Below are 13,354 nucleotides of genomic sequence, written 5' to 3' on the forward strand. Positions count from 1 at the left end.
CCCGCCGGTGCCGCCGACGGCCATAATGAAAAACAGCGTTGCGAAGAAGATTTTTTGCCAGTTCATGCGGAAACCTGATTAAAGCCGGAAAGGCGGGGATAATAACGCGGGCAGGGCGAGGCGAAAAGGGCCCTGCGTGCGTTTTACTGAAAGCGCGTTTCGTGGGCGCGAATGGTATATCCCTGCTCCTGCCAGTGCGTCAGCTGTTCCTGCTGGCGACGCGTAAGCTTTTTGCCGGTCCAGACAAAGATAGTCTGACCGGGAAAAAGCTCGGGTCGCGGCAGATCGAGCGGCTCTGCCAGCACGTCAAGCCGCCAGCCCTCCTGCGAGAGCCGCCAGGCCTCCAGCCAGATGCGGGTGCGGTCCTCGACCGCCCAGCCGAGGATCAGCGCGTCTTTACCTGCTTTTTTACGGCTGCCGGCCAGACAGAAGGCGACATAGTCAATCAGCGCGCCGTCCAGCAGGCTGCTCATAACGCGCGCGGTGTTCTGATCCAGACCAAGTTTCTGCCGGACCGGCATAATGACGTGATCGATAAGGGCATCCACCGGGTTTTCCCGCCCGAGCGTAGCGATTTTGGCGCGCAGCTTTGAGGGCTTGACGTGGCGCAGCACGCTCATCAACTCTTCCTGCAGATTGCCCCAGCCGTGGTGGACGTTGACGCTTTCGCCTTCGAGCAGCGCTTTGACTTTACCTACCGGCACGCCGCTTTCGATCCAGCGTTTAATTTCTTCGATGCGCTGCACATCCTCGTCATCAAACTGACGATGTCCACCCTCCGATCGCTGCGGCTTTAACAGCCCATAGCGTCGTTGCCACGCGCGCAGCGTGACTGGGTTTATTCCACAGCGTTCGGCGACGTCACCGATACTGTAAAAGGCCATAACTTCCCCAAACTTCCTGACTGCGATCCAATAACCTTAACCAACAGGATCAACTTGTACAAATGTTTTTTAAATGTACAAGTTGACCCTGGCGTCAGTTTCACGCTTAATCTCACATATGAGATTTTATTCCCAAATATGAGATAAGAATCATGCTGACTGAAGAGACTGAACAACGCCTTGCGGCTCGCCTGGCGGAACTCCGCGTTCAGCGCGGCTGGTCGCTGGATGAACTTGCCACCGCGACCGGCATCAGCCGGGCGTCATTGTCGCGTATTGAGCGCGGCGAAACCAGCCCAACGGCTGCCTTATTGAATCGCCTGTGCGTCGCCTATGGTCTTACCATGTCGCGGCTGCTAAGTGAAGTAGAAGAGCGCGTCAATCTGCTGCTGACGCCGGAACAGCAGCCGGTATGGCGCGACGACGCAAGCGGCTTCGTGCGCCGCAACGTCTCGCCGCCCGCCGCGCACTTCCGGGCTGAGCTGGTGGAAGGCCAGCTGCGGCCGGGCGCGCGTATCGATTACGATGCGCCCCCTGTTCAGGGGCTGGAGCAGCATATCTGGCTGCAGCAGGGCGGTCTGACCGTCACCATGGAGAGCCAGAGCTGGACCTTACAGAGCGGCGATTGCCTGCGTTTTCACCTGACCGGCCGCTCGGCGTTTGAGGCGCATCTCACCGACGGCGCGCGCTATGTGCTGGCGGTGTGTAAACCATGACGACTTATGAATGGATTAATGCAGAGCAGGCGCGCATTGAGCAGGGCCACCTCAGCGATCTGCTGCAGGCGTGCGTGGCGGACGGTGCCAGCATCGGCTTTACCGATCCGCAGGACCGCGCGGTGATGGCGCGTTTCTGGCAGCAGCGCGCAGCCAGCCTCGCCGAGGGCGAGAATGAACTTATCATCGCGCGCCAGCACCAGCGGGTGGTCGGCACGCTAACCCTGAGCGCGGCCGGGATGCCCAACGGCCGCCATCGTACGGAGATAAGCAAGCTGCTGGTGCATCCCGCCGCCCGACGGCAGGGCATTGCGCGCCAGCTAATGCAGCTGGCCGAGCAGCGGGCGCAGGCGCTGGGGAAAACGCTGCTGGTGCTGGACACCCGCAGCGGCGATGTCGCCACGCAGCTCTATCTGTCGCTCGGCTGGCAGATCGCCGGCTCGATTCCAGACTACGCCGAATCGATCGCGGGCGAGCTGGAGGCGACAACGGTGATGTTTAAACCGCTGACGCGTCTGCCATGATTCTGGTAGCGCGTGAAGAGGTGGACCACCCCGACGCTCGCTGGCTGCTGGATCAGCTTTCTGACACCCTGACGCAGCTAACCGGCAGCAGCGGCCGCGCCCGTTTTAATGCGGCGGAGATGATGATGCCGGGACGCTGCTTCGCCGTGGCCCGCAATGGGCTGCGGCAGCCGATCGGTTGCGGCGCCTTTCGCCCGTTACAGCCCGGCGTGGCTGAGCTTAAACGCATGTTCGCGCTGCCCGGAAGCCAGGGCGCTGGCGCGGCGCTGCTGCACTTTCTTGAGCAACAGGCGCGGCGGGAGGGATATCGGCAGCTGTGGCTGGAAACGCGGCGCGTCAACGCGCGCGCGCTGGCTTTTTACGCGCGTCACGGCTATCAGCCCATTGCCGCGTACGGACCTTATACCGCGATGCCGCAATCACAGTGCCTGGGCAAGCGGCTGGATGATCAGGGCAGCGCATAGCTGACAGGCGTCACCGCCTGCTGGTCAATCTGCCGACTCAGGGTGCGCACGGCGCTCGCCAGCGGGCAGAGGGTTCCCTCCGCCGTCGCGCGGCACCCCGCCTGCTGCCACTCCTGGCGCAGCAGCGGATGCGCGGCGTCAATCGGCTGCAGATGGCGCAGATCATCCAGGCTTTGCGCCTGAAAATAGACGCGCAGGAAGCGCTGGTTGCTGGCGCTGTCGCGCCAGCGCTCAAAAACCAGGCTGCCGCCGGGCGGAATATTGCCGCGTGCGTAGCCGGGCAGCGTCCAGCTAAAGCCCATCAGGGTGCGCACCATAGCGATATTGGTGTCGTGAGCGACCAGCAGCAGCCAGCGCGCGTTTGGTTCAGCGTCATCCCGCGCAATATGGTTAAGCATGGTATCCAGCAGGATTGAGCCGCGCTTTCGCGCGCTGTAGAGCACGTCGTTGCTGAGATCATAGTTCGCCGTTAGCAGCGGCAGGATAGCGGTAATCTGCGCGGCGCGGGTGATATGACCCCAGGCGATCTGGCTGAGCGGCAGGTTCTCACTCCAGGCGAGGCGCAGCGTCTCCGCCATGCTCGCCATCACACTCAGGCCGGCGATGTAGGCGTGGCCGCTTTTGCTCTGGCGGATCTGCCAGGGCTGATCGAACAGGGCGCAGCGGTCATCGGAGAGGCATACCGCCTGCTTCAGCGCCTGAATAGCGGGCTGCAGCGCCTGCTGACGCGCGGCCAGGTCGCCCGCCTTTGCCGTGACCGCCGCCAGCTGCTGCGCGGGATCGATCGCCGTCGCGGCGAAGGCGTCGGTCTGGAACAGCGGATCGGCTTCGCCCGCCACGCGATGCACCGGCACGCCGCAGCCGGGAAAGGCGCCGTCTGCCAGCGCCTCGGCGGTGGCGCGGGTGCGCTGCAGCGGGCTGGCGCGCAGGTAAATATCCTGCGGCTGCGGGCAGCCCGCGGGCAGCAGGCCGAGCTGGCGATAATGTTCGCCCTCCCAGCGCCCCTTATTCACCACCGCCGCATAGCCGTGGCCGGTCAGCTCGCCGTCGCGCGTACTCCATAGCGTCCAGGGACGCTGGGTGGCGGCCTCGATCTCTTTGCGATTGCCCGGCGTCGGCGGGCGCACGCCGTGGCGGCTCAGCTCCACCACCTTTTCCAGCTGATATGTTGGCTGCGCGGCGGCCTGCGCCGACCAGAGCAGCAGGGCGCAGACAGCCGTAACGGCGCGGCGGGAAACTCTCATCTCTTCTTCCTTATGAGAACGGTGGTGATGCGACACCATAGCGCTGAAGCCCGGCTGCTGGCTACGACAAGATTTTTCCGCTGCGTAATTCTTCGAGACGGCGCGAAAAAATGCGCCCCAAAGCTGACGCTGGCGGATTACTGTGTAAAAATACAGGCCATTTTCACCCGGCGGTAAAACGACTATGGCCCTGACAGCAGCAATTAAAAGCCAGATAGCGCAGTGGTATAAGGCGCTACAGCAGCAGGTGCCGGACTTTATTCCGCGCGCGCCGCAGCGCCAGATGATCGCCGAAGTGGCGAAGTGCCTGGCGGGCGACGACGCGCGTCATCTGGCGATTGAGGCGCCGACCGGCGTCGGCAAAACCCTCTCGTATCTGATCCCCGGCATTGCGGCAAGCCGCGCCGAAGAGAAGACGCTGATCGTCAGCACCGCCAACGTGGCGCTGCAGGATCAGATCTTTACTAAAGATCTGCCGCTGTTAAAAAAGATCATTCCCGATCTCACCTTTACCGCCGCCTTCGGGCGCGGGCGCTACGTTTGCCCTCGCAATCTGGCGGCGCTGGCCGCCAGCGACGATCAGCAGGGCGATCTGCTGCTCTATCTCGACGACGAGGCGGTGAGCGGCACTCAGGAGGAGCAGACGCAGTGCGGCAGGCTGGAGAAGTCGCTCGCCAGCTACGCCTGGGACGGACTGCGCGATCACAGCGAAGAGAACATCAGCGACAGCCTGTGGCAGCGTCTCTCCACCGACAAGGCGAGCTGTCTCGGCTCGCACTGCCGCTGGTATCGCGAATGTCCCTTCTTCGTCGCCCGCCGTGAAATCGAGCAGGCAGATGTGGTGGTGGCTAACCACGCGCTGGTAATGGCGGCGATGGAGAATGAGTCGGTGCTGCCGCCGCCGAAACACCTGATGCTGGTGCTGGATGAAGGTCACCATCTGCCGGAGGTAGCGCGCGACGCGCTGGAGATGAGCGCCGACGTCACGCCTGGCTGGAGCAGTTTGCAGCTCGATCTCTTCGTGCGGCTGGTCGAGGGTATTATGACGCAGATGCGCCCGAAATCGCCGCCGCCGCTCAGCAATCCAGAGCGCCTCAAGGCGCACTGCGAGGAACTGCGCGAGCTGCTGACCACGCTGAGCCAGGCGCTCAATCCGCTGCTGCCCGCCGACAATCAGCCGGGCGAGTTTCGCTTCGTGCTGGGCGAGCTGCCTGAAGAGCTGCTGGCGCTCTGCGCGCGCCTGTTTAAGCTAAGTGACGCGCTGCGCGGGCTGGCGGAAGGATTAATTAACGCCCTCAGCGAACAGACCGGCAGCGTCGATCTGATGCGCCTGCACCGCAATTTGCTGCAGCTTAACCGCCAGTTCGGCTGGTTCGAATCGGTCAGCAAGCTGTGGCGGCTGGCGGCGATGCCGAAAGCGTCGGGCGCGCCGGTGTCGAAGTGGATCACGCGTGAGCTGCGCGACGGGCAGCCGCATCTGCTGTTTCACTGCGCCGGTATTCGCGTCAGCGATCAGCTGGAGAAACTGCTGTGGCGCAAAATCCCCCATGTGGTGGTGACCTCCGCCACGCTGCGCTCGCTCAACAGCTTCGGCCGCCTGCAGGAGATGTCCGGCCTGAGCGAGAAAGCCGGTGACCGTTTCGTGGCGCTCGACTCGCCTTTTAACCATGTCGAGCAGGGCAAGCTGGTGATCCCGCAGATGCGCTATGAGCCGCTGCTGGCTAACGAGGCGGAACATATCGCCGAAATGGCGGCCTTTTTCCGCCAGCAGATGAAAAAAGAGACCCATAAAGGGGTGCTGGTGCTGTTCGCCAGCGGGCGCGCCATGCAGCAGTTCGTTGCGCAGCTGCCGGAGCTGCGCCTGACCATGCTGGTGCAGGGCGATCAGCCGCGCTCGCGCCTGGTGGAGCTGCACCGCAAAAGGGTGGCGCAGGGCGAGACCAGCATTCTGGTCGGCCTGCAGTCGTTCGCCGAAGGGCTGGATTTAAAAGGCGAGCTGCTGAGCCAGGTACATATTCATAAAATCGCTTTTCCGCCGGTGGACAGTCCGGTAATTTTGACCGAGGGCGAATGGCTCAAGAGCCTGAATCGCTACCCCTTTGAGGTGCAAAGCCTGCCGAGCGCCTCCTTTACGCTAATACAGCAGGTAGGACGCCTGATCCGCAGTCATCAGTGCTACGGCGAAATCGTAATCTATGACCGTCGGCTGCTGAGCAAAGCCTACGGCAGCCGCCTGCTGGCCGCGCTGCCGGTGTTTCCTATTGAGCAGCCGGAGGCACCCGCCGCGCTGAAGGTGAAACGCGCGCCGGCGCTGACCGGCAATAAACGGCGTCCCACCCGGCGTCCGGCGGCGAAGCGTTAACCACTGACTAACTTTTGGCCGCCGCCTGGCGCGGCCCCTGACCGGAAGCGAAGAATGGAACTGAACAAAGTGATTAAAGAGATCGGGCGCGGCAAAAATCACGCGCGCGATCTCGACCTCGCCACCGCGCAGGCGCTTTATACGGCGATGCTGGCGGGCGAAGTGCCGGAGCTGGAGCTGGGCGGCATTTTGATCGCGCTGCGCATCAAGGGTGAAGGCGAAGAGGAGATGCGCGGTTTCTATCAGGCGATGCAGGCGCGCATGATGTCGCTGCAGGCGCCGGCGCAGCGTCCGCAGCCAGTTGTGATCCCCAGCTACAACGGCGCGCGTCGTCAGGGCAATCTGACGCCGCTGCTGGCGCTGTTGCTTAACCGTCTGGGCTTTCCGGTGCTGGTGCACGGCGTCAGCGACGATCCGACGCGCGTCACCAGCGAGGCGGTGTTCGCCGCCCTCGGCATCGCGGCGGTGACGACGCAGCAGCAGGCGCAGGCGGCGCTTGATCGGGGCGATCTCGCCTTTATCACCATTGACCATCTCTGCCCGCCAATGGCGCAGCAGCTCTCGCTGCGCTGGCGCATGGGAGTGCGCAGCAGCGCCCATACGCTGGTGAAGCTGGCGACGCCGTTCGGCGAACGCGAAGCGCTGCGTCTCTCCAGCGTATCGCATCCTGAATATGTGCCGCGCGTCGCGAAGTTCTTTAGCGATATCGACGCGCCCGCCATTCTGCTGAACGGCACGGAAGGAGAGGTCTACGCCAGCCCGCTGCGCTGTCCGGCAATCAGCTTTATTCCCGGTGCAGGAGGCGAAGCGGAAGTCTGGACAGAGCGCCAGCCGGAAGCGGCGCCGGAGCTGCCGGCGGATAAGTCGGCCGAGGCGACCGCGCGCTGGACGGAAAGGGTGCTGAAGGGAGAGTGTCCGGTGCCGCAGTCGCTGCGTCTGCAAATCGCCTGCTGCCTGCGCGCCAGCGGCGAGAGCGCGTCGCTGGAAGCGGGCCTGATGCGGCTGAGCGACGCCGGATTTTAGGTTAGCTTTGCGGCAGCGCCTGTTCGACCAGGCGCTGCCAGAACGTCACGCCCAGCGGGATCAGCGCGTCGTTAAAGTCATATTCGGCATTGTGCAGCGGCGCAGAAGGCGTTGCGCCATCGGCGCCCAGCCAGAAATAGGCGCCGGGACAGACATCCAGCATGCAGGCGAAATCTTCCGACGCCATTGAGGGATTCACCTGCCAGCGAACCTGCTCTTCGCCTAACATCTGCTGCGCCGCCCTGCGCACCTGCTCAGCCGGTTCGGCATGGTTGGCGGTCACCGGATAGCCAGGATACCAGTGAATAGCCCCGCTGACGCCGAACGGGCGCGGCAGGGTAGTGACAAACTCTTCGATCAGACCGCGTACCCTGTTGCGTACGTCGGTCTGCAAACATCGCACCGTACCGCGCAGCACCAGCGTTTCCGGAATAACGTTAATCGCTTCGCCGCCGTGGATCTGCGTGACGCTTACCACCGCCGAGGCGAGTGGCGAGAGGCGACGCGACGGAATGGTTTGCAGCGCCAGGATCAGTTCAGCGGCCACGACCATCGGATCGGCGCCGCTTTCCGGCATCGCCGCGTGGCAGCTCTTGCCGGTCAGAGTAATTTCAAACGAATCGAGCGACGCCATCATCGCGCCGGGATTGACCGCCAGCGACCCCACCGGCATGCCCGGCCAGTTATGCAGCGCATAGATCGCATCCATGGGAAAGCGTTGAAATAAACCCTCTTCCACCATTTTGCGCGCCCCCCCAAGATTCTCTTCGGCGGGCTGAAAGATAAAGTGTACCGTGCCGCGGAAGCGACGCGTGACCGCCAGCTGCAGCGCCGCCGCCAGCAGTATCGAGGTATGGCCGTCGTGGCCGCAGGCGTGCATCACGCCCTGATTTGCTGAGCGCCATTGCGGGGCACCTTTTTCGGTAATGGGCAGGGCGTCCATATCGGCGCGCAGCCCGATAACCGGGCCTTCGCCGTTGCGCAGCGTGCCGACCACGCCCGTACCTGCCAGCCCGCGATGCACCTGTAGTCCCGCCAGTTCCAGCTCCCGCGCGACCAGATCGCTGGTTTTATGCTCCTGATAACCGAGTTCCGGTTCGCGGTGCAGCTGATGACGCCAGTGTTGGGCTTTGTCGAGCAGGGCAGGGGATAAGGTCATGCGGAATCGCGCTCCTGTAGTGATGAATCTCCACTTTAGTGGCAAGGCGCAGGCGCGTCTATCTTCCCGGCTGGGAATTTGGCTATAGGTCAGAACCAAAGGGAATAAGGCGCGGCAGACCGGCTGGGGGCGGTATGGGGTGGCTTTCTTGCCTCTCTTTTGCGCTTAGCGCGTGTGGGGCTGTTACGATGAGGGTAGCTGGCGCTAAGGCGGGCAGCAGGTTTTGTTTGCGTAGGAGCCTGCTGCGCAGGGAGGCTGAGTGGGGTTTGTTCGGCTGGCGGGTTGCCTGCTGCGCAGGTGGCTCTGAGCGGGTTTCGTTTGTTGGGCGGTGTGCTTGCTGCGCAGGCGGCTCTGAGCGGGGTTCGTTTGTTGGGCGGTGTGCTTGCTGCGCAGGCGGCTCTGAGCGGGTTTCGTTTGTTGGGTGGGGTGTCTGCTGCGCAGGTGGCTCTGAGCAGGTTTCGTTCGCCCGGCAGCCGGGCAGTTTCATTTCGCCCTCTGCGGGCGACCGAGCAGGGCCGGTAGGCGCCGGCCCTGCACCCGCGCCCCGGGCCAGCTCACCCGCCCGCTGCGCGGGTCCCTTCGCTCTGTCAGGATTTCTGACGGACCGGCTGGATTCGCCATCCCTGGCTCATGCCAGCCTCTTCGCGGCATCCCTGCCGCTCGTCCTGAAATCCTTCCTCCGCTCAGCGGCTGCGATGGCCCCCACACCCCCCGCTGCACGTCCTGATTTCTAAAGGCGCAACCTTATCGCTGCAAGTGCAAACCCTGCATACAGACAACGCAGCCGTTAATAAAAAAACAAGGAAATTACAGGCGGGGCAGTATCAGAGGCATCCGACACGCTGAGGCGCGCACGGCGGCCAGGGCGAGCCGACAGGACGTCGGCGAGAGGGAGGGCCAGGCCAGGACGGCCTGTCCCGACCGGTCCGTGGGGCCGACGTAAGCAACGAAGGGACCGCGCGAAGCGCGGCGTGGAGGCTGCCGGAAGCCGGGATTGTTAAGGGGCTGGCGAGCCCCTTAACACGCACGCCGGCAGCGGAGCTGCTGAAACTCCCTGCCGCCTGGCGGGCGGAACCCGCTCAGAGCTTCACCTGCCGCGCAGTCAACCCCCCATCGGGCGGAACCCGCTCAGCGCCCGTTCGCGCAGCGAACACAAGCCACCTGCCGCGCAGTCAAACCGCCAGCGAGCAGAACCCACTCAGAGCCTCACCTGCCGCTCAGTCAAACCCCCATCGGGCGGGAACCCGCTCAGCGCCCCGTTCGCGCAGCGAACACAAGCCACCTGCTGCGCAGTCAAACCCCCAGCGGGCGAAACCCGCTCAGCGCCCGTTCGCGCAGCGAACATAAGCCACCTGCTGCGCAGTCAAACCCCCGGCAGGCGGAACCCCGCTCAGCCCCATACGCGCAGCGAACCTGAGCCCTCTCGCCTGGCGGGACAAAACCCGCCGCCCGCCCCGGCACCCCTTACTTCACCATCGGCAAATTAAGCCCATGCTCGGCCGCGCAGGCCTGCGCGCGCTCATACCCGGCGTCCGCATGGCGCATCACGCCGGTGGCGGGGTCGTTCCACAGCACGCGGCCCAGACGCCGATCGGCCTGCTCGCTGCCGTCGCAGACGATCACCACGCCCGCATGCTGCGAAAAGCCCATACCGACGCCGCCGCCGTGATGCAGGCTTACCCAGGTCGCACCGCCTGCGGTGTTCAGCAGAGCGTTAAGCAGCGGCCAGTCAGAGACCGCGTCGGAGCCATCCTTCATTGACTCGGTTTCGCGGTTCGGCGACGCGACAGAACCGCAGTCAAGATGATCGCGGCCAATCACAATCGGCGCTTTCAGCTCGCCGTTGCGCACCATCTCGTTGAACGCCAGCCCGGCCAGGTGACGCTCGCCCAGCCCCAGCCAGCAGATACGTGCCGGCAGCCCCTGGAAGGCGATACGCTCCTGCGCCATATCGAGCCAGCGATGCAGGCTTTTATGCTGCGGAAACAGCTCCTTGAGCTTCGCGTCCGTTTTGTAGATATCTTCCGGGTCGCCCGAAAGCGCCACCCAGCGGAACGGCCCTTTGCCCTCGCAGAACAGCGGGCGAATATAGGCCGGCACGAAGCCCGGGAAATCAAAGGCGTTCTCAACGCCCTCATCCAGCGCCACCTGGCGAATATTGTTGCCGTAGTCCACCGTCGGGATACCCATATGGCAGAAGTCGAGCATCGCCTGCACGTGCACCGCCATCGAGGCGCGCGCCGCTTTTTCTACCGTCTTCGGCGCGCTGGTACGTTCAGACTGCCAGCGCGCCACGTCCCAGCCGATCGGCAGATAGCCGTTCACCGGATCGTGCGCGGAGGTCTGATCGGTAACGATATCGGGCTTGAGGCCGCCTGCACGGGCGCGTTTTACCATCTCCGGCAGGATCTCGGCGGCGTTGCCCAGCAGGGCGACAGAGATCGCCTGTTTCGCCTGCGTCGCCTCGCCGATCAGCGTCAGCGCCTCGTCCAGCGTATAGGCTTTGTGATCGACATAGCGGGTGCGCAGACGAAAATCGATGCGCGACTCCTGACACTCGATGGCCAGCACGCAGGCGCCCGCCAGCACCCCCGCCAGCGGCTGCGCGCCGCCCATGCCGCCCAGACCGGCGGTCAGGATCCAGCGTCCGGCCAGATCGCCGTTATAGTGCTGACGACCCGCTTCAACGAAGGTTTCATAGGTGCCCTGCACAATGCCCTGCGCGCCGATATAGATCCAGGAGCCGGCGGTCATCTGGCCGTACATCATCAGCCCGGCCTTATCCAGCTCGTGAAAATGATCCCAGTTGGCCCAGTGCGGCACCAGGTTGGAGTTCGCCAGCAGCACGCGCGGCGCGTCGGCGTGGGTGCGGAAGACGCCGACGGGCTTGCCCGACTGGATCAGCAGGGTTTCATCAGGCTGCAACAGCTCCAGCGAGCGCAGGATCTGTTCAAAGCATTCCCAGTTGCGCGCCGCTTTACCGATGCCGCCGTAAACCACCAGATCTTCAGGCCGCTCGGCGACGTCGGGATCGAGGTTATTCTGGATCATGCGCCAGGCGGCTTCGATCAGCCAGTTGGCGCAGTGCAGCGTAGTGCCGTGCGGCGCACGTACTTCGCGCGCCACGGCCTGGGAGAGAGTTTCGCTCATAGCAGATTCCTTATTCACCAGAAGAGACGGTCTGCTGGCTGGGCAGCAGCGCCGTGAGAAAATCGGGCCAGTCGCAGCGGCTGGCCCACTGACGCATGGCGTCGATATCGGGTGCCAGCAGACGGTCTTCCTCAAGGAAGGCGACCTGCTGACGAATACGACCTATCTCGCGCTCAAGCAGCGTGGAGCTTTGCAGCGGGCGGTGGAACTCAATGCCCTGTGCCGCCGCCATCGCTTCGATGCCGACCACCGCGGCGGTGTTAAAGCACATGCTGCCGAGGCGGCGCGCTGCATAGGTCGCCATCGAAACGTGATCTTCCTGATTGGCGGAGGTCGGCAGGCTGTCGACGCTGCCCGGATGCGCCAGCGACTTATTCTCTGAGGCCAGCGCGGCGGCGGTGACCTGGGCAATCATAAAGCCGGAGTTGACGCCGCCGTCGCGCACCAGAAAAGGAGGCAGACCAGAAAGGCCGGTGTCGAGCAGCAGCGCCATGCGGCGCTCGGAAATAGCGCCAATCTCCGCCACCGCCAGCGCGATAATATCGGCGGCGAAGGCCACCGGCTCGGCGTGGAAATTGCCGCCGGAGATGACGTCGCCGCTGTCGCTGAACACCAGCGGGTTATCCGACGCGGCGTTGGATTCGATCTGTAGCACGCGCGCGGCGTGGGTGAGGTTGTCGAGGCAGGCGCCCATCACCTGCGGCACGCAGCGCACCGAGTAGGGGTCCTGCACCCGGCCGCAGTTGACGTGCGAGCCGAGAATTTCACTGCCGTTAACCAGCTTCTCTACGGCGGCGGCAACCACGATTTGCCCACGCTGGCCGCGTGCCTGGTGAATGCGCGCATCGAAGGGTTTCAGCGAGCCTTTGATCGCCTCCAGCGACAGCGCGCCCGCCATCAGCCCGGCGGCCATCAGGTTTTCCGCCTCGAACAGGCCGCGCAGCGCCAGCGCGGTCGACACCTGAGTGCCGTTAAGCAGCGCCAGACCCTCTTTCGGGCCGAGCACGAAAGGCTCCAGCCCGACGGCGGCGAGGCCTTCGCGTGCGGGGATCAGCGCGCCGTCGACGCGCACCTGGCCTTCGCCCAGCAGCATCAGCGAGAGATGGGCGAGGGGGGCCAGATCGCCGGAGGCGCCGACCGAGCCTTTTTCGGGAATGCAGGGCATCACGCCTGCATTAAACAACGCCAGCAGCGCGTCGATCAGTGCGATACGCACGCCGGAATGGCCGCGCGCCAGGCTGATAATTTTGGTCGCCATCACCAGGCGCGTCACGTTGTCGGGCAGCAGATCCCCCAGGCCGACGCTGTGCGACAGCACCAGATTACGCTGCAGCTCCGCGAGGCGGGCGGCGGGGATCTGCGTCTGGGCCAGCTTGCCGAAACCGGTATTGATGCCGTACACCACCTTGCCAGAGGCGACGATCTCATCCACGGTCTGCTGCGCGCGCAGAATAGCCTCATGGGCCTGCTCATCGAGCGCGAGCGTCACGCCGCCCTGATAAATCCTGCGCAGCGCGGCAAGATCCACTTCACCGGGAACCAGGCGAATCGCCTGAGCCGAACCTGACATAGTCTACTCCTGTCTATACAAGTAAGCGCGTTGAGCAAAAAACCAAACCGTTTTTTCTCTGCGCAGCGAATGAAATCGAGTGAAACACAAGTGTCTATTCTTGTCTATACAACTGGCAAGCTATAAGCATTTGCTATGCCAGCGCGATCACAAATTCACCTGCCCGCTAACGGGCATAAGCAGGGCGGGCGCGGCGGAAGATGTATATACATTTACGCCGCGAGACAGTAAACTTCAGGCACTACCGTAATAAGGAAA

At 63.7% G+C, this 13,354-nt stretch carries 10 protein-coding genes; 5 read left to right on the top strand and 5 right to left on the bottom strand.

Annotated elements, in window-relative coordinates; all coding sequences use genetic code 11:
• Positions 1-143: 143 nt before the first annotated feature.
• Positions 144-884 carry a MerR family transcriptional regulator gene (locus MHZ97_RS01810; RefSeq protein WP_239312578.1) on the bottom strand — a complete coding sequence of 247 codons (741 nt, stop codon included), beginning with the start codon at positions 882-884 and terminating at the stop codon, positions 144-146.
• 152 nt (positions 885-1,036) lie between these two features.
• Between MHZ97_RS01810 and MHZ97_RS01815 the strand changes: the two genes are divergently transcribed.
• From MHZ97_RS01815 to MHZ97_RS01825, 3 genes are read left to right on the top strand one after another with little or no spacing between them, the layout of a single operon-like run.
• Positions 1,037-1,600 (top strand): helix-turn-helix domain-containing protein, encoded by a 564-nt coding sequence (locus MHZ97_RS01815; protein ID WP_239312576.1) that lies wholly within the window; start codon positions 1,037-1,039, stop codon positions 1,598-1,600.
• The gene (locus MHZ97_RS01820; protein WP_239312574.1) at positions 1,597-2,124 is read left to right on the top strand and encodes a GNAT family N-acetyltransferase; all 528 of its coding nucleotides are present in this window, start codon (positions 1,597-1,599) and stop codon (positions 2,122-2,124) included. Before MHZ97_RS01815 ends, MHZ97_RS01820 begins: the two co-directional genes overlap by 4 nt.
• Positions 2,121-2,588: a GNAT family N-acetyltransferase gene (locus MHZ97_RS01825; RefSeq protein WP_239312571.1), complete on the top strand. Its 468-nt coding sequence runs from the start codon at positions 2,121-2,123 to the stop codon at positions 2,586-2,588. The genes MHZ97_RS01820 and MHZ97_RS01825 overlap by 4 nt, the downstream gene beginning before the upstream one ends.
• Here MHZ97_RS01825 and MHZ97_RS01830 read toward each other — a convergent pair.
• Positions 2,573-3,832 (bottom strand): histidine-type phosphatase, encoded by a 1,260-nt coding sequence (locus MHZ97_RS01830; RefSeq protein ID WP_224481516.1) that lies wholly within the window; start codon positions 3,830-3,832, stop codon positions 2,573-2,575. The two genes, MHZ97_RS01825 and MHZ97_RS01830, sit on opposite strands and share 16 nt — an antisense overlap.
• A 184-nt stretch (positions 3,833-4,016) precedes the next feature.
• Between MHZ97_RS01830 and dinG the strand changes: the two genes are divergently transcribed.
• Both dinG and ybiB read left to right on the top strand, forming a co-directional pair.
• A complete protein-coding gene (dinG, locus tag MHZ97_RS01835; protein ID WP_103794870.1) occupies positions 4,017-6,194 on the top strand; it encodes an ATP-dependent DNA helicase DinG in 2,178 nt (725 codons plus the stop codon).
• A 54-nt stretch (positions 6,195-6,248) separates the two neighbouring features.
• Entirely contained in the window at positions 6,249-7,217 is a 969-nt protein-coding gene (gene ybiB / locus MHZ97_RS01840; RefSeq protein WP_103794869.1) for a DNA-binding protein YbiB, read from the top strand.
• A gap of 1 nt (position 7,218) precedes the next feature.
• Here the strand turns inward: ybiB and MHZ97_RS01845 are convergent, their stop codons facing one another.
• The 3 genes from MHZ97_RS01845 to hutH all read right to left on the bottom strand — a co-directional run bounded on the left by MHZ97_RS01845 (position 7,219) and on the right by hutH (position 13,096).
• Entirely contained in the window at positions 7,219-8,376 is a 1,158-nt protein-coding gene (locus MHZ97_RS01845; protein ID WP_239312568.1) for a M20 aminoacylase family protein, read from the bottom strand.
• A gap of 1,464 nt (positions 8,377-9,840) precedes the next feature.
• Positions 9,841-11,526, bottom strand: a complete 1,686-nt coding sequence (gene hutU, locus MHZ97_RS01850) for a urocanate hydratase (RefSeq protein WP_239312565.1) — start codon at positions 11,524-11,526, stop codon at positions 9,841-9,843.
• Positions 11,527-11,536: 10 nt separating this feature from the next.
• Positions 11,537-13,096 carry a histidine ammonia-lyase gene (hutH, locus tag MHZ97_RS01855; RefSeq protein WP_239312562.1) on the bottom strand — a complete coding sequence of 520 codons (1,560 nt, stop codon included), beginning with the start codon at positions 13,094-13,096 and terminating at the stop codon, positions 11,537-11,539.
• Between the last annotated feature and the right edge of the window lie 258 nt (positions 13,097-13,354).

Origin of the sequence: Pantoea sp. ACRSC (genome assembly GCF_022346785.1) — a bacterium.
Taxonomy (GTDB): Bacteria; Pseudomonadota; Gammaproteobacteria; order Enterobacterales; family Enterobacteriaceae; genus Pantoea; species Pantoea alvi.